17 protein-coding genes and 1 riboswitch are annotated in these 23,577 nt (G+C 60.9%); of the genes, 9 read left to right on the forward strand and 8 right to left on the reverse strand.

Annotated elements, in window-relative coordinates; genetic code table 11:
* The first annotated feature begins 31 nt into the window (after positions 1-31).
* Both arsB and RNA01_RS00270 read left to right on the forward strand, forming a co-directional pair.
* Positions 32-1,078, forward strand: a complete 1,047-nt coding sequence (gene arsB, locus RNA01_RS00265) for an ACR3 family arsenite efflux transporter (protein WP_147177767.1) — start codon at positions 32-34, stop codon at positions 1,076-1,078.
* Positions 1,079-1,405: 327 nt separating this feature from the next.
* The gene (locus RNA01_RS00270) at positions 1,406-3,280 is read left to right on the forward strand and encodes a L,D-transpeptidase family protein (RefSeq protein ID WP_147177769.1); all 1,875 of its coding nucleotides are present in this window, start codon (positions 1,406-1,408) and stop codon (positions 3,278-3,280) included.
* 44 nt (positions 3,281-3,324) lie between these two features.
* Here RNA01_RS00270 and gph read toward each other — a convergent pair whose 3' ends face one another.
* Positions 3,325-3,999, reverse strand: coding sequence for a phosphoglycolate phosphatase (gph, locus tag RNA01_RS00275; protein ID WP_147177771.1), 675 nt, complete (start codon positions 3,997-3,999; stop codon positions 3,325-3,327).
* Between the two features lie 162 nt (positions 4,000-4,161).
* Here gph and rpiA point away from each other — a divergent pair, with 162 nt between their 5' ends.
* The 3 genes from rpiA to gor all read left to right on the forward strand — a co-directional run bounded on the left by rpiA (position 4,162) and on the right by gor (position 6,908).
* Positions 4,162-4,860: a ribose-5-phosphate isomerase RpiA gene (rpiA, locus tag RNA01_RS00280; RefSeq protein ID WP_147177773.1), complete on the forward strand. Its 699-nt coding sequence runs from the start codon at positions 4,162-4,164 to the stop codon at positions 4,858-4,860.
* A gap of 18 nt (positions 4,861-4,878) precedes the next feature.
* Entirely contained in the window at positions 4,879-5,403 is a 525-nt protein-coding gene (locus RNA01_RS00285; RefSeq protein WP_147177775.1) for a DUF2059 domain-containing protein, read from the forward strand.
* 116 nt (positions 5,404-5,519) lie between these two features.
* Positions 5,520-6,908: a glutathione-disulfide reductase gene (gor, locus tag RNA01_RS00290; protein ID WP_147177777.1), complete on the forward strand. Its 1,389-nt coding sequence runs from the start codon at positions 5,520-5,522 to the stop codon at positions 6,906-6,908.
* Between the two features lie 528 nt (positions 6,909-7,436).
* On the opposite strand, the gene RNA01_RS00295 is transcribed toward gor, so the two are convergent.
* Complete coding sequence (locus tag RNA01_RS00295; RefSeq protein WP_147177779.1) at positions 7,437-8,300, reverse strand: alpha/beta hydrolase family protein; 864 nt, start codon at positions 8,298-8,300, stop codon at positions 7,437-7,439.
* Positions 8,301-8,562: 262 nt separating this feature from the next.
* Between RNA01_RS00295 and RNA01_RS00300 the strand changes: the two genes are divergently transcribed.
* A complete protein-coding gene (locus RNA01_RS00300; protein ID WP_147177781.1) occupies positions 8,563-9,939 on the forward strand; it encodes a class II 3-deoxy-7-phosphoheptulonate synthase in 1,377 nt (458 codons plus the stop codon).
* A gap of 73 nt (positions 9,940-10,012) precedes the next feature.
* Here the strand turns inward: RNA01_RS00300 and RNA01_RS00305 are convergent, their stop codons facing one another.
* Positions 10,013-10,936 carry a hypothetical protein gene (locus RNA01_RS00305; RefSeq protein ID WP_147177783.1) on the reverse strand — a complete coding sequence of 308 codons (924 nt, stop codon included), beginning with the start codon at positions 10,934-10,936 and terminating at the stop codon, positions 10,013-10,015.
* Positions 10,937-11,151: 215 nt separating this feature from the next.
* Complete coding sequence (locus RNA01_RS00310) at positions 11,152-13,062, reverse strand: LTA synthase family protein (protein WP_147178233.1); 1,911 nt, start codon at positions 13,060-13,062, stop codon at positions 11,152-11,154.
* A gap of 220 nt (positions 13,063-13,282) precedes the next feature.
* Between RNA01_RS00310 and RNA01_RS00315 the strand changes: the two genes are divergently transcribed.
* The 3 genes from RNA01_RS00315 (at position 13,283) to RNA01_RS00325 (ending at position 18,127) form a co-directional block, all read left to right on the forward strand.
* The gene (locus RNA01_RS00315) at positions 13,283-14,962 is read left to right on the forward strand and encodes an NAD+ synthase (protein WP_147177785.1); all 1,680 of its coding nucleotides are present in this window, start codon (positions 13,283-13,285) and stop codon (positions 14,960-14,962) included.
* Between the two features lie 136 nt (positions 14,963-15,098).
* Positions 15,099-15,322: riboswitch (cobalamin riboswitch) on the forward strand.
* A gap of 46 nt (positions 15,323-15,368) precedes the next feature.
* A complete protein-coding gene (gene bluB, locus RNA01_RS00320; protein ID WP_147177787.1) occupies positions 15,369-16,070 on the forward strand; it encodes a 5,6-dimethylbenzimidazole synthase in 702 nt (233 codons plus the stop codon).
* Between the two features lie 179 nt (positions 16,071-16,249).
* Positions 16,250-18,127, forward strand: a complete 1,878-nt coding sequence (locus RNA01_RS00325) for a methyl-accepting chemotaxis protein (RefSeq protein WP_170253311.1) — start codon at positions 16,250-16,252, stop codon at positions 18,125-18,127.
* A gap of 162 nt (positions 18,128-18,289) precedes the next feature.
* Here RNA01_RS00325 and RNA01_RS00330 read toward each other — a convergent pair whose 3' ends face one another.
* The 4 genes from RNA01_RS00330 to RNA01_RS00345 form a co-directional block, all read right to left on the reverse strand.
* The gene (locus RNA01_RS00330) at positions 18,290-19,363 is read right to left on the reverse strand and encodes a DUF2865 domain-containing protein (protein WP_147177791.1); all 1,074 of its coding nucleotides are present in this window, start codon (positions 19,361-19,363) and stop codon (positions 18,290-18,292) included.
* Between the two features lie 163 nt (positions 19,364-19,526).
* On the reverse strand, positions 19,527-20,168 hold the full coding sequence (locus RNA01_RS00335) for an acyl-homoserine-lactone synthase (protein ID WP_147177793.1): 642 nt from the start codon (positions 20,166-20,168) through the stop codon (positions 19,527-19,529).
* Between the two features lie 128 nt (positions 20,169-20,296).
* On the reverse strand, positions 20,297-21,043 hold the full coding sequence (locus RNA01_RS00340; RefSeq protein WP_147177795.1) for a helix-turn-helix transcriptional regulator: 747 nt from the start codon (positions 21,041-21,043) through the stop codon (positions 20,297-20,299).
* Positions 21,044-21,201: 158 nt separating this feature from the next.
* On the reverse strand, positions 21,202-23,508 hold the full coding sequence (locus RNA01_RS00345) for an NADP-dependent malic enzyme (RefSeq protein ID WP_147177797.1): 2,307 nt from the start codon (positions 23,506-23,508) through the stop codon (positions 21,202-21,204).
* Between the last annotated feature and the right edge of the window lie 69 nt (positions 23,509-23,577).

Below are 23,577 nucleotides of genomic sequence, written 5' to 3' on the forward strand. Positions count from 1 at the left end.
TCTACTATCTGCCAACGATCGGTTTTCCATCATGTCCTCTGCCTCGGCTGCATCTCCGCTCGGCTTTTTCGAGCGCTATCTGTCGCTCTGGGTCGCCCTTTGCATCGCCGCAGGTGTCGGTCTGGGGCTTTCCTTTTCCGGCGTTTTCCAAGCGATCGCCGGGATCGAATATGCGAACGTCAACCTCGTCGTGGCGCTGCTGATTTGGGTGATGATCTATCCGATGATGGTCAGCATCGACTTCGCTTCGCTGAAGGACGTCGGGCGCAAGCCCAAGGGGCTTTGCGTGACACTGGTGGTCAACTGGCTGGTCAAGCCCTTCACCATGGCGCTGCTCGGGATACTGTTCTTCAAGTATGTCTTCGTCGGGCTCGTCGCGCCGCAGGATGCCAAGGAATATATCGCCGGGATGATCTTGCTCGGCGTCGCGCCCTGCACGGCCATGGTCTTTGTCTGGAGCCAGTTGGTCAGGGGGGATGCGAACTACACACTGGTGCAGGTCTCGATCAACGACCTGGTGATGGTGGTCGCGTTCGCCCCGATCGCCGCTTTCCTGCTTGGCGTCACCGAGGTCGTCGTGCCCTGGGAGACCTTGCTGCTCTCGGTCGTACTCTACGTCGTGATCCCGCTCGCTGCCGGCTATGCCACTCGACGTCGGCTGGATGCCCGCCATGACGGGCAAGCCGTCGCGCGTTTCACCGCAGCGCTCAAGCCGTTCTCGATTGTCGGCCTGCTGGCGACGGTCGTGCTGCTCTTCGGCTTCCAGGCCGAAACGATTGTTGCCTCGCCCGTCGTGATCGTGCTGATCGCCGTGCCACTGCTCTTGCAGAATGTTCTGATTTTCGCTGTCGCCTACGGCTGGGCCTATCTGTGGCGCTTGCCGCATAGTGTCGCGGCGCCTGCAGCCCTGATCGGCACGTCGAATTTCTTCGAGCTTGCCGTTGCCGTTGCCATCAGCCTTTTCGGTCTGAACTCCGGTGCGGCTCTGGCGACTGTCGTCGGCGTATTGGTCGAGGTTCCGGCCATGCTGGCGCTGGTGGCTTTCGCCAATCGCACGCGGCGCTATTTTCCGGTTTGATGCGTATGAGGCGGTGAGCTGTGTGGGCCGTGTCATATTTGGCACGTGTCCTTGCTAAAATGCGCGACGGCTCTTGACCATTCTCGGCTGGTCCGCAGCTTGGCTGCGGTCGGTAAAGGAAAATTTAACGAGTATTTTCATTAAAGTCCGCACAGATGCCGGCAATTCGGCATTGGCGGATTCACGTAGAATTGAAATCGCTCGGCTTCGTTGGCGAAGCGCCAGCAACTTTTCAATGATATGCCTTTGGGCTAGTGAAACGCGCCATGAATGGCGGCGGCCTCCGGTGCGCTGCTTCGCGACGACAGATCTGGAACGAGTGCGAGAATGAAAAACTATACAAAGATCGCAGCAACAACGGCGCTTGCTGCGATAACGGCCTTCAGCGCCCTGCCGCGGGCGTCCGAGGCAGCCACGCTTCTCGATCTGCTGCGCGGTGGTCCGGGCAAGACCAGCCAGAAGTCCGGCATGAGCACGATCATCGAGCCACAGGCTCGAGGCGGGCTTGAAATGGGTGATCCGGAGCCGCTGCCCAAGGTTGCCGGCCCACGCTACTATACTTACAAGGCCGAGGCGACGCGCGCCATTGTGCTCAAGGCTTCGGCTGCGCTTGCTGGCCCGAATACGGATAATGCGACGCCCACCGTTACCACCGACCTGCCACAGGTGCGCCGCTTCCTTGGCGATGCCGGCGTCCGGGCGCCCGATGAGGTCGCCAAGGCGGTTGAGGCCTATTACAACGACGGAAAGCCGCTCATCTGGGTGAACGAGACCGGTATCACCGAGCGCGCGCGTCAGGCCGTCGCGGGGCTCGCGGCTGCCGACACAGTCGGGCTGACGCCAGAGGACTATGTCGTGGCGCTGCCGGTGCAGGCTGGCGAACCGTCCGACCCGGACAGGCTCGCCCGCGATCTCGCCCGGTTCGAAGTGGCGCTCTCGGCCAAGCTTTTGACCTATGCCATCGACACGGCGCGCGGGCGGATCGATCCGAACGGGATTTCCGGCTATCACGACTTCAAGCGCAAGACGGTCAATCTCAAGCCGGTGCTCAACATGCTGCGGCTCAGCCCCGATGTCGCCGCCTATCTGCGCTCCCGCGATCCGGATAATAGCCAGTTCCAGGCGATGAAGGCGGAGCTGGCGCGACTGCGCGCGGCGGACAGCCAGGCAGGTGCCCAGATTGAGATTGCGCCCGGAACGCTGCTGAAGCCCGGCCAGAGCAACCCGGAGCTCGCCAATATTCTGGCGGTGATCAAGGCTGTGGGTTCCGAGGATCTGAAGACCGAACATGGTGCCGTTCTGGCCACCTATGCGGGGACGCCCGATTATGCGCCGGAACTCGTGGCAGTGGTCGAAGCCTTCCAGAAAGAAAAGGGCCTGAAGCCGGACGGAGTCGTCGGGCGCGCGACGATCAGGGCGCTTACGGGCCATAGCAATGCCGAGAAGATCGACAAGCTGGTGATCGCGATGGAAGAGCTGCGCTGGTTGCCGGATGATCTCGGCGCGCGCTATGTCTTCATCAATCAGCCGGCATACACCGCCTACTACATCAACGAAGGCCGTGAACAGGTGGCGATGCGGGTGGTTGTGGGGTCTAAGTCCAACCAGACCTATTTCTTCCAGGACCAGATCGAGACCGTCGAGTTCAATCCCTATTGGGGGGTGCCGAAGTCTATCATTATCAATGAGATGCTCCCGAAGCTGCGCCGTGACCCGTCTTATCTCGACCGTCTTGGCTACGAGGTCAGCCACCAGGGCCGCAAGGTGTCGTCCACCCAGATCGACTGGAACACGACGCACAGCGTAGACGTGCGCCAGCCGCCGGGCGGTGACAATGCGCTTGGCGAGCTGAAGATCCTGTTCCCCAATTCGCATGCCATCTACATGCACGACACGCCGTCGAAGAGCTTTTTCAAACGTGACATGCGGGCACTCAGCCACGGCTGTGTTCGTCTTGCGGAGCCGCGCGTCATGGCGGCGGCCGTGATGGGGACGACGACGTCAGAAATCGCCAAGCAGATAGCGTCGGGCCAGAACCGCGCGGTCCAGGTGCCGCAGAAGGTCCCTGTCTATGTGTCCTATTTCACCGCCTGGCCGAACAAGAACGGCACGATCGAGTATTTCGATGACGTCTACGGCCGCGACGACGCGACCCGCAAGGCCATCACGATAACCAGCGCCGCGCGCGCGCCGCGCAGCTGATCAGGAAAAAGGCGGGTTCAAGATCCGCCTTTTTCGTTCCCGTCTTAAGGCCGCATCATTTGCCGGAGCATGACCGGCGTCAGTTCGTCGAAGTGGTCGATCTGCCGGTCGGCACCGAGTTCGGCGATCGGAACGTCGGAATATCCGAATGGGACGACGATCGATGGAATGCCGGCATTGCGGGCGGCGAGAATGTCGTTGACGCTGTCACCGATCATCACGGCATGTCGCGGGTCGCCGCCGGCCTTTTCGATGGTGGCAATGATATGGCCCGGGTCGGGCTTGCGCACGGCAAAGGTATCACCACCGGCGATCGCGGAAAAATGCCGGCCAAGACCCAGTTTCTCCACGAGCGGTACAGCGAGCGCTTCCATCTTGTTGGTGCAGACGGCGAGAATGAAGCCGGCCTCAGTCAGGCGATCCAAGGCGTCGATCAGGCCAGGGTAGGGGCGGCTTTTGCCCGGCATCTCCGCCATGTAGTGGGCGATGAAGCGATCTAGCAGCGGCTGAATCTCTTCTTCCGCCAGCGGTTCTCCACGAAGCGCGAATGCGCGTGCGATCATGGCGCGGGCGCCCTGGCCGACAAGATGGGTCAGATCGTCGTAGCCGACTGGTGCGAGACTGGCCGCGGCGATCGTGTGGTTGAGGCTGGCGACAAGGTCCGGAGCTGTGTCGACGAGCGTGCCGTCGAGGTCGAAGACGATGGTGGGGGCTTTCAAGTTCCGGGCTCCTTCGCTGAGACATGGTCGCGGGATCTCTTAAGCGCGGTAGGGGAAATGCTGCAAAAAGGCAACCTATACGCCGGTATCGGAAAGGGGCTTTCGTTTGACTGACGAGGCGTGTAAACAGCTGACGACGAAACGGACAGGAGCTTTTGGCGCATGGACGCCCGCGAAATGAAGATTAAGGCTGCGGCTGCGGCTTTGGAGCATGTCGAGGACGGGATGCGTCTGGGCATAGGCACCGGCTCTACCGCTGAGGAGTTTGTCCGGCTTCTGGCGGAAAAGGTGGCTGGGGGCCTCAAGGTCGAAGGCGTACCGACTTCCGAGCGTACGGCGCGTCTGTGCCTCGAGCTCGGGGTGCCGCTGAAGTCCCTCGACGAATTGCCGCAACTTGATCTCACCATTGATGGCGCGGACGAGGTGGATGGCCATCTGCGGTTGATCAAGGGCGGTGGCGGAGCCTTGCTGCGCGAGAAGATCGTGGCGGCGGCATCCGAGCGCATGATCGTGATTGCTGACGAGAGCAAGGTCGTTGACCTGCTCGGTCGTTTTCCCCTGCCGATCGAGATCAACACTTTCGGTCAGGTCTCCACCCGGATCGCGGTCGAAAAGACCGCCGAGCGGCTGGGACTGACCGGTGAGATGAAGCTACGCGCATCTGACGATGGTTTCTTCATGACCGACGGCGGACACCTCATTCTCGACGCATCATTTGGCCGCATTCCTGATGCAGAGGCCTTGGCGATCGCACTGAACACCATTCCGGGTGTGGTGGAGCACGGACTATTCATCAACTTGGCTTCGCTCGCCATCATCGCCGGTCCGGCCGGTGCGCGGGTCATGAACGCTAGGAACTAGACAGGAGCAATGGATTTCATGATCAGATTTTCGGGTTTTGGACGTTTCGCGTCTGTCACCGTCATTGCCGGTAGCCTTTTTATGGGCGTTACCGCACACGCACAGGAAGTTCCGGCCGAGCATGTGCAGGCAGCTCGCGCGGCTATTGCCGCGCTCGGCGTGACCGATCGCTTCGACGCTATTTTGCCGGCGGTCTCCGATCGGTTGAGGACGCAGCTCATCCAGGCCTATCCGAACCTGGAAGACAAGATTTCCGAAACCGTTGACGCCGAGGCGCTCAAGCTTGCGGAACGCCGCGGCGATCTCGAGCGGGAAGCCGCACTGGTCTATGCCAAGGCTTTCTCGGTCGAGGAACTCAACGCCATCGCCGCATTTTATAGCAGCGATGCCGGTAAGAAGCTGTTGAAGGATGGCCCGATCGCGATGCGCGAACTCATGAAGGCCGCCGACATCTGGACCGCCGGTATCAGCCGCGACCTCGAGAAGCAGGCAAACGACGCCATGCTGAAAGAGGTCGGCGCGACACCGGCCGCAAAGCCCTGAGGTCACGGCATATTCGATAAGGCTGAGCCCGGACCTGGTCCGGGCTTTTCTTTTGGGTGCCCTGCATCCTATATCAGGACCAACGTTCGTATCGCTGATTTGCCAGGAGATTTGCCATGACCGGTTTTGACTATGATCTGTTCGTCATCGGTGGCGGCTCTGGGGGAGTGCGCAGCGCCCGGCTTGCCGCCTCGCTTGGCAAAAAGGTGGCAATCGCCGAAGAATACCGGTTCGGCGGCACTTGTGTGATCCGCGGTTGCGTGCCGAAAAAGCTCTTTGTTTATGCCTCGCAATTCCACGAGCACTTCGAGGATGCGGCCGGTTATGGTTGGACGGTCGGCGAGACAAGCTTCGACTGGTCAGCGCTGGTCGCCGCGAAGGACAAGGAGATCGCGCGTCTCGAGGGGCTTTATCGCAAGGGACTGGACAATGCAGGCGCCGAGATTATCGAGACGCGTGCAGAGCTTGCCGGGCCGAACAGCATTCGGCTCCTGAAGAGTGGTAAGGTCGTCACTGCGGAAAAGATCGTCATCGCGGTCGGAGGCGCTCCCAATCCGCATGCGGCGCTTCCTGGCCATGAGCTATGCATCTCGTCCAACGAGGCTTTCGACCTCAAGGAGTTGCCGCGCGCGATCGTCATCGCCGGCGGTGGCTATATCGCCGTTGAATTCGCCAATATTTTCCGTGGTCTCGGGGTGGAGACAACCTTGATCTACCGCGGCGCCGAAATCCTTAGCCGCTTCGACCACGACATGCGCCGCGGCTTGCATGAGGCTATGGAGGCCAAAGGCATCCGAATCCTCTGCCACGATGTCATTGAAGAGGTGAGCAAGGACTCCGATGGCCGACTGGTCGCGCGCACCAAGAGCGGCGGTGAGCTTGTCGCCGATCAGGTGATGCTGGCGCTCGGACGCGATCCTTATACCAAGGGTCTGGGTCTTGAGGCGGCCGGTGTCGAGACCAACGAGCGTGGCGCCATCATTGTGGACCGCTATTCGCGCACCAATGTGCCGGGAATCTTCGCGTTCGGTGATGTGACGGATCGGGTCCAGCTGACGCCGGTGGCGATCCATGAGGCGATGTGCTTCATCGAAACCGAATACAAGAACAACCCCACTTCACCGGATCACGACCTGATCGCGACGGCCGTCTTTTCCCAGCCGGAAATCGGGACGGTCGGCCTGTCGGAGGACGATGCCGCAAAGCGGTTTACCGATCTCGAGGTCTATCGAGCCCAGTTCCGGCCGATGAAGGCGACGCTGTCCGGCCGAGCCGAGAAGACGATCATGAAACTTATCGTCAACGCTGAAGACCGCAAGGTTCTTGGCGCGCATATTCTCGGCCATGATGCCGGCGAGATGGCCCAGATCCTCGGAATTACGCTGAAAGCCGGCTGCACCAAAGACGATTTTGACCGGACGATGGCGGTGCACCCAACGGCGGCGGAAGAGCTGGTGACTATGTACAGCCCGAGCTACCGCATCAAGAACGGTGAACGGATCTAATCGACCGCAGCGGCTGGAACACTGCCCTTGTTGCGAGAAGAAGCCCCGTCCGACGGACGGGGCAATTTAGGGCGGAGGAGCATCGGATGTGGGCTTGGGCCGGACATCCGGCTGCTTCAACGGTGGGGCGCCGTTCAGGTGTCGCCAGTGGAACGAATGAATTCAGGTGAAAGCCAGAACCGGTGCCGCAAGCACCAGAAGCCCGAGACAGGACGCGGCGAGAAACTTCAACCGACGGATACGTCTCGTCCGAACACCACTCCAATCATACGCCATAGTACTGGTCCTCATGATCTTTACTGATACGCGCGAGAACAGCCTTGCACCGTTCCCGAGCGACGGGAACTTATTTCTCGTCGGTTCCGCAGTAGCGGCCGGGACTGGAGCGAAGCTGATGCACGGATTGCGCGAGAGCCTATGGTCGCACTGGAGCCTGCGCATGGCCGCTTTCAGATCGCTGAAAGCCGCCCGTCTGGCGCCCACGGGTCGGGAACGCCTGGCCGTGCGAAGTGGTCTTGTTCAGCTGAGCTAAAAGGCAGTGAGCCAGTCAATTGCCGGTTGCCACAGGCTATCGCGGAAGGCGGGGCGAAAGAAACCGAGATGGCCGATCGGCCGGCCCGTAATTGCTGGTGAAACGCTTATCCGCTCGACCGGTGCGTTGACATAGGCCTTGAGTATCGCCTCCTGCGCCTTCGGCGTACCCCAAGCGTCATCCTCGACGCCGATCGACAGAATAGGGGTGCGCACTTCCGCGAAGCGGCGCGCGGCGTCCATTTTTCTGTCGGCGAAAAAATAGTCGGGGCTCCGGCCCCATCGGGCCCATTGCCGGAAGACCGTGCCAGGCAGCGTCTGGCCAAGGCCGGTCCAGCCCGGCACGCGGCCGGTCAACAGCGCAAGCGGCACGCCGATGAGGTTCATTGAGGCAAAGACCTTGTAGGGTTCGTTGGTGTAGGCCCAGTGGCCGGACATGACGGCGACCATGAGATAGCGCTCAAAGCGATCGGCGCGGCCGCACAACCCAAGTGCCTGTCCGCCGAAGGATTGGCCGACGCCGACCATGCGGTGCCCCGGCGCTTCGCTCGCGAGCCGGTCAATCGCCGCAGGCATGTCCCTCTCGGCCCAGTCGGCCATACGTGGCTTCTCCTTGAAGTCGCGTGGAATGCGCGACTCCGCGACGCCGCGGTAGTCATAGGTGAGGGCGGCGCGGAAGCCGCGCTCGGCGACCAGATGTTCGGCGAACCGGGCGTAGATGCCGCGCGGAACAGCGGCGGCGGAGGAAATGAGGGCGAGTGGACCTCGGCCCGTGCCCTGGAAGAGGGTGCCGGCCAAGGGAAAGCCATCCTTGGCGACAAACGTCACATCCTCGCGCGCTACACCAACCCGATCCTGCATGGTTAATGTCCCCCTCACTCTCCCTGTGAAGGAGGATTCTTACGTTTACGTACATGTAAATGCAAGTCGCGCCTGTTGCGTGATAAAGTTGCGTGCTGCGGTGTTTTCGGGACGGAAAGGTGCGATAAATTCTGTCGTGCCGATGGAAAGCCGGTTCGCGGGTCTTCAACTCTGGCTAGGCAAGGCAAATATAAGCGTTTATAAGCCCCCGGACCAAAGCGGCCGGAGGAGGCTCGCTGGAACTGAAGAGCAGGTGACGACCATGGCACAGAATTGGACCCCGAGCAGCTGGCGCGATAAACCGATCAAACAGGTTCCTGCCTATCCGGATCAGGCAGCCCTTGCAGATGCGGAAGCCCGTCTGGCGAAATTTCCGCCGCTGGTCTTTGCCGGTGAGGCCCGCCGCCTGACCAAGGCGCTCGGTAATGTCGCAGAAGGCAACGGCTTCCTGTTGCAGGGTGGCGACTGCGCCGAGAGTTTCGCCGAGCATGGCGCCGACACGATCCGCGACTTCTTCCGCGCCTTCCTTCAGATGGCTGTTGTCCTGACCTTTGGCGCGCAGTTGCCGGTGGTCAAGGTCGGACGCATCGCCGGCCAGTTCGCCAAGCCGCGCTCGTCCGACTTCGAGAAGCAGGGCAATGTCGAGCTGCCAAGCTATCGCGGCGATATCATCAACGGCATCGAGTTCACGCCGGAATCCCGTATCCCCAATCCGGATCGCCAGATCATGGCCTATCGCCAGTCTGCGGCGACGCTGAACCTGCTGCGCGCCTTTGCTATGGGTGGCTATGCCAACCTCGACAACGTGCACCAGTGGATGCTCGGTTTCGTCAAGGACAGCCCGCAGGCCGAGCGCTATCGCAAGCTCGCCGACCGGATTTCCGAGACTATGGATTTCATGAAGGCGATCGGCATCAGCTCGGAGACCAATTCGAGCCTGCGCGAAACCGATTTCTTCACCAGCCACGAGGCCCTGCTGCTGGGCTACGAGGAGGCGTTGACTCGCGTCGACTCGACGTCGGGTGATTGGTATGCGACCTCGGGCCACATGATCTGGATCGGCGACCGTACCCGCCAGGCCGACCACGCCCATGTCGAATACTGTCGTGGCATCAAGAATCCGCTCGGTCTGAAGTGTGGGCCGTCGTTGCAGGCGGACGATCTGTTGAACCTGATCGACATCCTGAATCCGAACAACGAGGCCGGTCGCCTGACGCTGATCTGCCGCTTTGGCCATGACAAGGTTGCGGAGCACCTGCCGCGCCTGATCCGCGCCGTAGAGCGGGAGGGCCGCAAGGTCGTCTGGTCGTGCGATCCGATGCACGGCAACACGATCACGCTCAACAACTACAAGACCCGTCCGTTCGAGCGCGTCCTGTCGGAAGTCGAGAGCTTCTTCCAGATCCATCGTGCGGAAGGCTCGCATCCGGGTGGCATCCACATCGAGATGACCGGCAATGACGTGACGGAATGCACCGGCGGCGCTCGTGCCGTCACCGCCGAGGCACTTCAGGACCGTTATCACACCCATTGCGATCCGCGTCTAAACGCCGACCAGGCTCTGGAACTTGCGTTCCTGCTCGCCGAGCGGATGAAGGGCGGCCGTGATGAAAAGCGTATGATGGTGGCGAACGGCTAACGTTTTCGCTTCAACCGAAAAAAACGATTGACCGGGTCGGCTTGCTCAAGTCGACCCGGTTCCGTTTTGGCGCTCAGGCGGGGTGTCTGGAGCCGGTCAGCAAAAATTGCTGCGGTTCGGTGCCCGCCGGCACGAGGTTCAGTTCGCTGAGCGCGTAATGGAATGCTTCCTCGAGTGCGGCGAATTTCGCCGACTGCCAGCTGAAATAGTCCTCGACGAACCGGCGCGACAACCACATTGCACCGCGCCGGCGTGGCAGTTGCCAGCCAAGCAGGCCTTCTGTTTCGGCCTTCTTGAACATGCGTTTCAGGTTGGTTGCCGAGATCATGTAGGCGTGGCTGAGTTCGGGCAGCGAGAGCGGTCCGACCTCGATGCGGTCCTCGTCCGTGAGGCTGCCGGGAATGCGCGCTATGAGGTCGTGCAGCACCATGCCGCCCAGATCCGACCAGAGGAAATGGCCGATGCTCTCGACCGGGTCGCGCCACAGCGGGTCCTCTACGAGATGTCGGGCGGCATAAGGTTGGGCGATACGGAAGATCCGCTGGTCGGCGCTGGCCATGGCTTCGCGACTCCCGCCGTCCAGCCGGTCGAGGCAGGCCATGTGGCCCATGAACCATGACGCCATGGCATCGTAGGCGGTCTCAGTCGTTTCCAGCACCCGCACGCGTCGGTCCGGCACATCGGGTATGTCACGAAGGAATTTGTAGGCGACCAGTTCGGCTAGGAACGCGGTCGCCGTGTTCCGGCTTGCCGCGCCAAGTTTCATGACGATCTCGACGAAGCGGGTTGCGGTCAGCCCCGACAACGGGTCATCGTCGCGGCGTTGCAGTGACAGGGCGAACAGAGAGTGGGTCATTAGCCATTTGCGATGCGAAGCCTTCAGCCGGGACAGGCGAGGCGTGCGCAAATGTATGCCGATCAGATGCTCGGCGATCTGTCTCTCGATCGCCGGAAACTGCGGATGGGCGACGATTTCGGCGCGGGTCAATGGCCGCATGGCTCGTTACGCTCTGCTTGAATGCTTGAACAAAAGATATTGTATACAGTGGATCCGGTAGTCCGGCGAGCCGGACGGCCGCAAGAAGAATGTCTTGCTTCGGGCTAGACAATTTCCATATCCGTTTTGTGTCAATGCCGCGTTTACGGCACTAATGCAAGATGAAGACTCTGGCGGCGGCCGGCGAAGGTTGGCCCGTGATGCTTCGGGGTCTTTCAGCTTGCGGGCGTGTCGACCCGCTCCAACTGTTCCGGGAAGAAGCGCTGGGTGCCGAATCCTTCGCCGAACATCTGATCGTGCTGGAGGTAGCGGTAATCTTGGATCAGGGGATCGATCGGTGCGCCGGAGGTTGCCCAGTCGGGCGACGGACGATCGTTGCGCCCGATTAGCTGGTGACGGTCTATGATGGCGTAGCGCTCGTTCAGTCGACCGAGAACGCCCGTGTAGAAGGGGTGGCGGTAGCCGGCAAGCCGGACGATATAATAGGGCAGTTGCGAAGGGCTGACCGAGCCAAGATCCTTCTGCACACCGCGCTTTGATGACCAGACAACGAGGGGCGTTTCGTGCTCCTGCTTCATGACGCTGACTGAAGCTTTGCGAGTGGCGACCACGTCCGGCATGTAGCCGGCCTCTGTGTAAACCGTTCCGAGCGGCGGCAGATGGTCACCGAAGAGCACGATGATCGTTTCGCGGCGGCGTTTCTTCGCCCAGTCCATCAGCGACTTCAGACTGTCGTCGGCTTCACGTACACCTTGGGCATAGGTAGCCAAGCTATCCCGGCTTTGGGACTTCAACGCGGCTGACCGCACGTCGATCGTGTTCTTGGCGTAGCGGTTCCTTTCATAGGGGCCATGGCCCTGCAGGGTGACGGCGAAGAAGAAGAAGGGCTCCTTGGTGCTATCGGCGTTCCGGATGATTTCCTTTGTCAGCGCCTCGTCCGAGGCGAATATGCCGCGCTTGTCCATCACCGGCATGTTCTCCTCCGACTTGAAGGACTGGAAGCCGAGGGACTGATAGACGTTCGCGCGGTTCCAGAACCAGCTCTGGAACGGATGGAAGGCGCGCGTCACGTAACCCTTGGAGGCAAAAAAGGTTGCCAGCGAAGGGAGTGGGCGGCGGACATACTGCTGATAGGGAATGCTGCCATAGGGCAGGAAAGCGTTGGAAAAGCCGGTCAAAGCCTCGAATTCGACATTGGCGGTCATGCCGCCGAATTCCGGTGAGAACATATTGCCCGAGGCATTCTTGCGTATGGTAGGCATCGGATCGGGCGAGAGCGTCGTATTGCCAAGACGTGTCGGGTCCCACAGCGATTCGCTCATGACCATGATGACATCGGCATCGCGGCCGGCAAAGAAGTTTGCCGGCAGCCGTTCGGGGGCGATGTCGGCGATGGCGTCGGCGCCGTAGCCGTGCGGTGCCTGCACATTGGCCATGGGCACGTTAAAGGCAAACGCCAGGAGAAAGCCGTTGTGGCGGTAGTTTTCCTGCTGATCCCACATCATGGGCACAATGTTCAGGCGGTCTCGGATGTAGGAGAACGAATTCGGATCCATCAGCGACAGGAAGCCGCCGATCAGTGGCAGGGCGACGACCAGGCGGACGAGCTTCGACAGCGGAGAAAGGGCCGGAAGGTGGCGACGGCCGAGCACCAAAAGGTAACCGAGCAGGACAAGGAGAGCCAGGACGCCCGCAACCAGTCCGATCGAGGCGAAAGGGCGGGCGGCGAACATGACGGGTACGAGTTCGCCGATCTGGCGGCCGAACAGCATGTCGCTCGGATAGAGGGGATCGGAAAGATACTGTTGCTTCTGCATCGACAGAAATGCCGGCAGGAGCGCCACCGGAACGAGGATCAAGGCCGACTGGTGCGCCCGGCCGAAGAGCGAGTCGGCCGCGATGAACAGCAGAAAGAGCACCAGCACGGCAACCATGCCCGGGCGCGTTGGTGAAAGAAGGTACTCGGCGATGCCGGACAGCGTGCCGCGGGCCAGCCATTCGGTGAGTATGACTGTCACAAGGGCAAGAACCAGCGTGTTGAACATCCGGCCGGCCGCGCGTAATGCTGCGGTGCGCTCCCGGGGCGCCGCCCCCTCTTGTGAAAGTACGGAATTTGCGACGGGCATTCCCGGCTCGGAGACGATCTCGGCCAATGCACTCTCCAGAAACGAACAAGAAGCTTAATAAAAGTTTCGCATAGCTGTCACATAGTCGTCATGAACGCTAGATGAACTATGCCTTGGGAACGTTTGTGCCGCTCATTTTGCTGCCGTATGTTGCGCTGCATCATCTCGTGCCAGTGCCGTCGACGTTGCGAAGGTGCGCGGCACGCGCTAAGTCAAGACCATGAGCGATAATCAGAACCGACCCGATACTCTCCGCATTGCAATTGCACAGCTCGACCCGACTGTCGGCGATGTCGCCGGCAATCTTGCCAAGGCCCGGGAGGCGCGTGCCGAAGCCGCCGCCCAAGGTGCCGATCTGCTCCTGTTGACGGAACTCTTCATCTCCGGTTATCCGCCGGAGGATCTGGTTGTTAAATCGGCCTTCCTCCGATCGTGTCTTGTGGCTGTGGAGCAACTGGCCGCCGACACGGCCGACGGCGGGCCTGGTGTCATTGTCGGTTTTCCACGCAGTGACGCGAAAGGGCGTTACAATTCCGTCGCTGTTCTCGACGGTGGCAAGATTATCGCGACCCGCGACAAGGTCGATTTGCCGAACTATGGCGAGTTTGACGAGAAGCGCGTCTTTATCGCCGGCGACATGCCGGGGCCGGTGAATTTCCGCGGCGTCCGTATCGGTGTCCCAGTCTGCGAGGATATATGGGGCGATCTCGGTGTGTGCGAGACGCTTGCTGAATCCGGTGCGGAAATCCTGCTGGTGCCGAACGGTTCGCCGTATTTCCGCGAGAAGGTTGATATTCGCCATCAGGTGGTGCTTCGTCAGGTGATCGAGACCGGACTGCCGCTGATTTATGCGAACCAGTTGGGCGGCCAGGATGAATTGGTGTTCGACGGCGCGAGCTTCGCCTTCAATGCGGATAAGACGCTCGCATTCCAGATGAGCCAGTTCGAAGCTGCGCTCTCGGTAACCATGTGGAAGCGCTCCGCCGACGGTTGGCGCTGTAGCGAGGGGCCGATGTCGCGGATTCCGGGTAAGGAAGAGGCTGACTACCGCGCCTGCATGCTGGGCTTTCGCGACTATGTGAACAAGAATGGCTTCAAGAGCGTTGTGCTGGGGCTGTCCGGCGGGATCGACTCCGCCATCTGTGCGGCAATCGCCGTCGATGCGCTGGGTGAGGAGCGGGTGCGCGCGATCATGCTGCCCTACCGATACACCTCGCAGGAATCGCTGAGCGATGCCGCGGCCTGTGCCAAGGCCCTCGGCTGCCATTACGATACCGTGCCGATTGCCGAGCCGGTCGAGGGCTTTCTCTCGGCGCTTTCGGATATGTTCGAGGGCACCGAGAGCGGCATTACGGAAGAGAACCTGCAAAGCCGTACGCGCGGCACGATCCTGATGGCTATCTCCAACAAGTTCGGCTCGATGGTGGTCACTACGGGCAATAAGTCGGAAATGTCGGTTGGTTATGCGACGCTCTACGGCGACATGAACGGTGGCTTTAATCCGATCAAGGATCTGTACAAGATGCAGGTCTATGCGCTCTCCGCTTGGCGTAACAAGAACGTGCCGCCAGGTGCGCTCGGCCCTTCGGGCGAGGTGATCCCCGCCAATATTCTTTCCAAGGCACCGTCGGCTGAGCTGCGGCCCAACCAGACCGACCAAGACTCGCTGCCGCCCTATCCGGTGCTGGACGACATTCTTGAATGTCTGGTCGAGAAGGAGATGTCGGTCGAGGAGATCGTCGCGCGCGGTCATGAGATCGCGATCGTCCATCGCGTCGAGCATCTGCTTTACCTTGCCGAATACAAGCGGCGGCAATCGGCACCGGGAGTGAAAATCACCCGCAAGAATTTCGGCCGCGACCGGCGCTATCCGATCACCAACCGTTTCAGGGACCGCTGACGGCCTTCGACCATCTCCGCAAGTCAGATGTTTGACCGCCACTGATGGGGGCGGTGTGTTTGCCTATGTCCGCTATTTTTCATTTGGGCGACCTGACAGGCCGCGAAATGCCCGCTTGCCTTGCTTGTCGCAAACTGTAGAGATCTTCAGGTCAGGTGCCTGCCCTCGCGGGTAGGAGAATCGGGAATCCGGTGCGGCGCAGTGCCCAATCCGGAACGTGCCCAACGCTGTGACGGGGACGGTCGCGTCCAGAAAGGATCGAGAATCCTTTCAGTGATTTGCCACTGGTTGTTCAACCGGGAAGGCAGGGGTGATCGGATGAACCGGAGTCAGAAGACCGGCCTGACCAGATAGGCTTTGCCCGCGCGGACGGCGGGCGGTCGGACGCATTGTTGGGGATATGACGATGCACGACGAACCGAACGACCACTTCGTCCGGGCTGGCGCCTTTTCGATTGAAGAGCGTGAAGCCGTTTATAGGGCGATCCACACCCGCCGGGACGTGCGGGACCAGTTCCTACCTGATCCATTACCGGAGGACGTCATCGCTCGAATGCTGGCGGCGGCACATGCGGCTCCGTCCGTCGGCTTCATGCAGCCATGGAATTTTCTCCTCATACGCGATGCTGCGCGCCGTGAGGCCGCCTGGCGGATATTCTCCAAGGCAAATGACGAGGCCGCCGAGATGTTCTCCAACGAACGCCGCGACAGCTATCGAAAGCTCAAGCTCGAGGGCATCCGCAAGGCGCCGCTTGGCATCTGCGTCACTTGTGATCCAACGCGGGGCGGCGCCGTGGTGCTGGGGCGGACTCACAATCTGCGGATGGACAGTTACTCGACGGTCTGCGCCATTCAGAATTTCTGGCTTGCCGCCCGAGTTGAGGGTGTGGGGGTCGGCTGGGTCAGCATTTTCCACCAGCACGACATGCGGGCGCTGCTGGGTATTCCCGAGCATGTGGAAGTGATGGGCTGGTTCTGCGTTGGTTATGTTGACCGACTTTATGATCAGCCGGAACTTGCCCTGAAGGGCTGGCTGCAAAGGCTACCGCTCGAGCAACTCATTTTTGAGGAGGTGTGGGGTAAGGTTTCTGGGGATCCTGACATCTGACCGTCGGCTACGATGCCAATTAGTTCCGTAGGCGACTGCTATATTTAATGTTCGTTAAATGTCAGGTATTAAACGTGTTTTTGCTTGGGAGTTTTCTCCACCCTTTGCATGATGCGAGTTTTGCGCGCCGGATGTCTTGGCGGGGCGATTTCAATATTTCGTCGTTCATCGGGGTTTCAATGAGTCTCCTTCATATTCGCCTAGGTAAGGCTGTTCCGGCAGCGATCGGAGCGCTTGTCTTCGTAAGCGTCTCAGTGCTCGCCATATCCGATCTCGTCGGTCAGCGGCAGCTCGAGGCTGTCATTGGCCTCTATGAAAGGGAACGTAACGCCGACGTGCTCGTACGTGAGTTGATCGCAAGCCAAAAAGAGGTGGAGCTGGCAATTGTCAGCACGCAGGAGGCTTTGACCGATATTTCCGCTACGCAGGCCAAGGACGGGCTGAATGATGGCTTTGCACTCGCCGAGCAGGAGGCCGAACGCCTGGGCAAACTTGTCGCGCGCATTGGGGAGCTTGCTGGTGCCTTGGATGCGCCCGACCTAGTGCCCGCGATGAGGCTTCTTGCCGACCGTTTTGCCGAGTTCCACACGGCGGGTATAGCGATGGCCAATGCCTATATTGCCGGCGGTCCGACGGAAGGCAACAAGCAGATGGCAGGTTTTGATGGTTTCTCCGATGCCCTGCAAAAAGAAATCGAGGCGACCAACGCCATCGTAAATGCGGTGGTCGCTCGTGAGACCAACGCGGCGATATCGGACATCACAGAGGCCCGGCGGGATTCGCATGATCTGGCTCTTGTGCTCGTCGCGCTCGGCGTAATCATGCTCGCCAGTGGAGGCAGCCTTGCGATCTTCGTCATGCGGCGTTTGCTGAACCCGCTCAACCGCGCAACCGCAGCGATGAACAGGCTCGCGGAAGGGCAGGTGGACGTTCAGCTCGCCGGCATTGAGCGCTCCGATGAAATCGGCGACCTTGCCCGCGCGTTCCAGAATTTCCGTGAGAACCTGATTGCCCGCCGCGAGGCCGAGGCCGACGAAAAGCGCAATCGTGACCGGCTGGCGGAGATCCAGTCGATGAATGATGCCGAGCGCATCGCGGAGCTTAACCGCACCAAGATGACGGTGGATGTCCTCGCTGATGCCCTCAACCGTCTTGCGCAGGGCGACCTTGCGTCGCGCATCGACACACGCTTTGAGGGCGAGTACGATCGCTTGCGGTTGAATTTCAACCAGTCTGCGGAGCGGCTGCAGGCCGCCATGTCCGGCATTACCGGCGTGTCGCATGAGATCCGCTCCAGTTCAGCCGAACTGCGCGCGGCTTCCGACGATCTTGCCCGCCGGACCGAGCAGCAGGCGGCCGCCCTGGAAGAGACTGCGGCCGCCCTCAATCAAATCACCACGACGGTTGGGAATTCGGCGGCAATTGCCGACAGCGCCAGCCATAAGGTCGGCGAAGCCAACCACCGTGCCCAGCAATCGGATGAGATTGTGCGTAATGCGATCACCGCGATGGATAATATCGAGGAAAGCTCGTCGCAGATCGGCAAGATTATCGGCGTGATCGACGAGATCGCCTTCCAGACCAATCTTCTGGCTCTTAATGCCGGTGTCGAGGCGGCGCGGGCTGGGGAGGCTGGCAAGGGCTTCGCGGTAGTCGCCCAGGAAGTGCGCGAACTGGCTCAACGCTCGGCCAATGCGGCCAAGGAGATTACCGTTCTGGTCGGACGGGCGAGCGAGGCGGTCAGTTCCGGGGTCTCTCTGGTCAATCAGTCAGGCGAGATTCTCAGTCTGATTCAGGCCAATGTCATGGAAATCAACGCGGACATTCGCGCCATCGTCAAGGGCGCGCATGAGCAGGCTATCGGGCTTCAGGAAATCAATGGTGCGATCACGCAGATGGACCAGGTGACTCAGCAGAACGCTGCCATGGTCGAGCAGAGTACCGCATCGGCCCACAAGCTTGCGCAGGAGGCCGAGGAGCTGTTTGCTCAGCTGGGACAGTTTGAGATTGGCAGCGTACGGACCTTGCCGACGCCGAGTTGGACGCGTGCTGCCTGAGGGCGGTTCGTTTCATGACCGATATAAACAATGGCCGGGCGAAAGCCCGGCCATTGTCTTGCCATAGGCTGGCAAGTCTGTGCCGTGGCAAAGTGGCAGCAAGTCGCGCAGGCCGTTCGTGGGAGCCGCCTATGAGGCGTTTGAGGTAAGCGCTTTCCCGGCCTATTGCTGCTGGAGCGGTTGGAGGCCCGGTACGGCGGGATTGCGCAGATCAATGCTGCCTGTCCCGGTGGGCAGGAAGGTCGGGCCTACCTGGCGGATCGTGCTTGCCGGATCGTAGGTGCGCTCTGCCGGCGTTGCTGGTTCGGCCGCACCGGTTTCCCGGCTGGCCGTTCCGCTGGTCGTGCCGCCGACGTGAATGACGGCTTTGTCGTTTTGGCCATCGATACCGTGCGGTGTATTCTGCCCTTGCAAGCGGCGGTAATAGCCGGCGAAATCGCAGCTGCAGGCGGGTTGTTCGCCGCTTGCACGGTTCAGATAGGCAAAAGCGGTTGGCAGCGAACGGTAGGGCCGGCCGGTCTCGGCGGAGACCATGTCGGCACTCTCGGCGGTGCGGATCGAATGGTAATAGAGCTCGGTCTCCGTGTCAGGGCACATCTGTTGGCATATAAGCGTATCTCGACGGAAGTTGAGCGGCGAGGTATTGGATGAAATCGGGAAGAAAGCCCCGTCGCAGGTTCGGACGCAAAGGGTTCGCAGGCTGCCGTGCCCGGTCGGGGCCTGAAACTGGGGCGACAAGCCGACCTGCGTGTCGGGCTCGGGCGCGGCAGGGCGTATGACACGGTCGGCGGCGGCCGAGGACGGCTCCGCAGGCTGTTCCGCATTGCAGCCATTGCTCTCGAGGGCGGCCAGTAGGTGCTGGCGGCGCGGGTTGCTGTCGCTGCCGGTATCACGCAAACCATCGCGCTTGGCCGCGAGTGCCAGCTTGTTGGCCTGCATGCGGGCGAGCGTGTTCGATAGTTCGTCGCATTGGTTCCGTCCGTCGGAGCCATAGACGACAATCGATCCGCCGCAGCCCAGGCGCCGCAGGTCGTGCTGGACTTTGCGGATTTCCATGTTTTGCCGCGCGATCGCGCTAGAATAGCGGCGCATCTCGCCCGTGTCGGCAATCACTTCCGGTTCGGAGGCCAGTTGAATGCGCAGGTTCTCGCAGACCACAGAGGCCCGTGCAGCGATAGGCTGACAGGACAAGAAGACGGCAAGCGTCAACAGCAAGCGATTTCTGCGATATTGCAAGTCGCGTCCCCGGTTGGCATCGTTCCGCGTCCGGATTGGTTCGGAGGCCCATAGGCGTTTTTACTCTAGTTTGCGAGGGCGCAAGCGGCAAACAGGAACACGATTTTGTGTTAACGCCGAAGCGCCGCGGCGAGCGCGGCGCTTCGTTCAAGAAACCAGGCGGTCAGGCTGCACGGGGCTGGTCGAGAGCAATGGGTTCGGCGAGTACCGGACCATTGATTTCGGCGACCGCCTTCATGCGCTGCAGAAGGTCTGGCGTGACTTCCCACGCGACGGCGACGGCATAGACAGAGCCGATCTTGTGCGGTTCGCCGATCCGCTCACCCGGGCACCCCATGCGTCGGAACATACGTTCGAGGAAGACGTCGGTGACCGTGACGATATGACTGAGGCCAGAGGTGAGGCCTAGCTCGCCGACGCCGCACATGAGCTCGGCTGCGGCAATGGTCACCTGATTGGAGGCCCGATCTTGCGAAATTTCCGGTTCGATGCAGAATCGGCTCGATTCCCAGATCGAGGCACTGCGAATCTCGGCGCGGTCCCCGAGCAGGATCGGGAAAGTATCGTCGAGCATGTTGGGCCCGAGCGTCGGCAGGAGACGCAGCGACCCGCGCAATTTGCCTTCCGGCGAATAGGAGAGGACATAGATGGGATTGGCGTCGTCATAGTGGTCGATCTCCATGTCGCCCTCCACCTTCACCTCCCATTTGAGCAGGTCGTGGAAGACCCGCTTGCGCAGGCGGTGCATGGCGGCGAGTTCCTCAGAATGGTCATTGCGGTTGGCCCCGTTGATGATCCGGATCATTCCAGTCTCCATTTGTTGTGTGGTAGCCGGAGAATGGCGAAGCGGGCTGAAAATGAAACTGTCGGTAGCGACAGGTCGCGAAATTGCAATTGAGGATTATGATCGCCCGCCGCGAATGTCGAACCGCGTCAATGCGTGTCCGGTTCTGAAATCAGGCCGCGCCAAGCGGCTTCGGCGACCGCTTGGGTGTTGGAAACGACGTTCAGCTTGCGACGGGCATTGGCCATGAAATAGCGGACGGTGCGTTCAGTGATGCCGAGGATTACGGCGATTTCCCAGTAACTCTTGCCGGCTGCTGACCAGTACAGGGCCTGGCGCTCTCGTTGCGTCAGTCGCAATGCCGTCTCGTTGTCGTTCCTGCCGGCGCGGTTGTGCTTCAGCAGTGCTGCATGGAACTCGATGGCGAGCGCCTGCAGATCACGGTCGTGGAGCCGACGGAACCGCCGCCAGTCGCAGGCGTCAACCCGTCGATGAACGGCCAGCAGGGCTTGGCGTCCCTCATAGGAGATCAGTGGATAGGCAACCCCGCAGGATGTGATGGCGAGTACGTCGGCGATGCGGTCGAGGCCGGCCCTGGCCGGCGAGCCGGGCTCCAGTTCGTTCCAGTCGAGGGGTTCGATCGCCGCCAAGGCTTGGCGCAGCGGAGGCTCGAAGACGCGGGGGCCGAGCGCATTGACCCGTTGAGCGGCAGACGGGCCGAAGGTGTGGTGCAGGCGGTGCGGCTTGATGCCAGCCGGAGTGCAAAGGGTGTCGATGTAAAACACATGGGCGACGTTGAAGGTGGTCTGCAGGTGCCTGAAGAACCGGAGCGGTCGCACGACCTTCTGGCCTCTCAGCCAGTCCAGCAGGTCGAAATAACCGCCCTGGTCCGTCATTCTTGAAACCCTACAAACATACGGGTCAAGAGTGTTCGCCGCAGGGCGTTAAGTCCAGCCGGTATTTTAGGCGTGCGGTCTTCGCCCACAGCCGCCTGTCCTCGGGCGAGAGGACAGGGCGACTGCGCACTCTTCTCCGCAGCCGCGTCGATGACGTGCTAGCCGGGTTGCGATGCTTCGACGACGGCCAGCGCCGCCATGTTGACGACGCCGCGTGAGGTGACTGAGGTCGACAGAACGTGCGCGGGCAGGGCGCCGCCGAGCAGAATTGGGCCAACATGAAGCGCGTCCATCATCGTGCGGACAATGCCGAGCGATATATTGGCGGCGTCGAGATTGGGGAAAACCAGGAGATTGGCCTCGCCGGTCAACGTACTGATCGGCATGGCGCGTTTACGCAAACTTTCCGAAAGCGCCGAACCGCCCTGCATTTCGCCGTCAGCCTCAAGCGTGGGCGCTTGCTCCCGGATCAGTTGCAGGGCCTCCCGCATCTTGCGAGCGCTTTCGGAATCGCGTGAGCCGAAGTTCGAGTGCGACACCAGCGCCGCGCGTGGCGTGATCCCGAAGCGGCGGATTTCCTGAGCAGCTAGGATCGTCATTTCGGCGATCTCTGCGGCGGAGGGGTTGTGAGTCACGAACGTATCGGTGAAGAAGATCGCGCCGCGCTGTGAAATCAACAGGCTGAGGCCGGAGAAGGAGTGCACTCCGGCCTTCTTGCCGATGATCTGCCCGACGTCGCGTAGGTGCCGGTCATAGCGACCTTCGACACCACAAATCAAAGCGTCTGCGTCGCCGCGCTTCACAGCCAGCGCTCCGATGACCGTATTATTGGTACGTACGATCGTGCGGGCGGCCTCCGGATTGATGCCGACACGACCGACGAGGCTGAAATATTCGTCGACATAGTCGCGATAGCGCGGATCGGCCTCGGGATTGACGAGTTCAAAGTCGACGCCCGGACGGATGCGCAGTCCGAAGCGTTCCAGCCGGCTCTCGATGATGTTCGGACGGCCGATCAGGATTGGCTTGCCGGTGCCTTCCTCAAGCAGGACCTGGGCGGCGCGCAACACGCGTTCGTCCTCGCCTTCGGCGAAGATCACGCGCTTGTCGGAGGCCTTCTTCGCTGCGGCGAAGATCGGCTTCATGACGAAGCCGGAGCGGAAAACAAAGCGGTTTAGTTGATCGAGATAGATGTCGTAGTCGGTGATCGGCCGGCTTGCTACGCCGCTTTCTTCGGCGGCCTTGGCGACGGCCGGAGCGATGCGCAGGATGAGGCGCGGGTCGAAGGGCGAGGGTATCAGGTAGTTCGGGCCGAAAACTGGGGTTTCTCCGGAATAGGCGCGTGCGGCGACTTCGGAGACTTCTTCACGGGCAAGAGCGGCGATGGCGCGCACTGCGGCCATCTTCATGTCCTCGTTGATCGTGGTTGCGCCGCAATCGAGCGCGCCGCGGAAGATATAGGGGAAGCAGAGGACGTTGTTGACCTGATTGGGGAAGTCCGAGCGACCAGTGCAGATCATCGCATCCGGACGTGCGGCACGGGCGAGGTCAGGCATGACTTCAGGCGTCGGGTTGGCAAGCGCCATGATCAGCGGCTTGTCGGCCATCTGCGCCAGCAGGTCCGGCTTCAGCACGCCGGCGGCGGACAGGCCGAGGAAGACGTCGGCGCCCTCGATCGAATCGGCCAGTGTGCGTTTGTCACTGTCCTGAGCGTAGATCGATTTCCACTGGTCCATCAGGACTTCGCGTCCGACATAGACCAGTCCTTCAATGTCGTGCACCCAGATATTCTCGCGCCGCGCGCCGAGGATTACCAGCAGGTTGAGGCAGGCGAGCGCCGCCGCACCGGCGCCGGAGGCGACGATCTTGACCTCCTCGATCTTTTTGCCGGACAGTTCAAGGCCGTTGAGGATGGCGGCGGCGACGATGATCGCCGTGCCATGCTGATCGTCATGAAAGACCGGGATATTCATCTTGTCGCGCAACTGACGTTCGACTTCGAAGCATTCCGGCGCCTTGATGTCTTCGAGATTGATACCGCCGAAGGTCGGCTCAAGTGCCGAGACTGTCGAAACCATCGAATCGACGGTCATGGCATCGATCTCTATGTCGAAGACATCGATGCCGGCGAATTTCTTGAACAGGACCGCCTTGCCTTCCATGACGGGCTTGGAGGCAAGCGGGCCGATATTGCCGAGGCCGAGAACGGCAGTTCCATTGGAAATGACCGCGACGAGATTGGCCCGCGCCGTATAGTCGGCTGCGGTTTCAGGTTCGTCCCTGATAGCAAGGCAAGGGGCGGCGACGCCAGGTGAATAGGCAAGTGCAAGGTCACGCTGGTTGCCGAGCGGCTTGGTCGCCTGGATCTCCAGCTTTCCCGGTCGCGGATAGCGATGATAGAAAAGTGCCTGCTCATCGAGGTCAGCCGTGGCGGCTGCCGGCTTGTTTTTGTCAGTGGTGTCCATGCTTTTCAGTGTCCGGTCCATTCTCTGGTATGCGTTCCTGCATACACGAAATGAACCGGGTTGGGAGTA

The organism is Paenirhizobium naphthalenivorans (assembly GCF_007992095.1).
Taxonomy (GTDB): Bacteria; Pseudomonadota; Alphaproteobacteria; order Rhizobiales; family Rhizobiaceae; genus Allorhizobium; species Allorhizobium naphthalenivorans.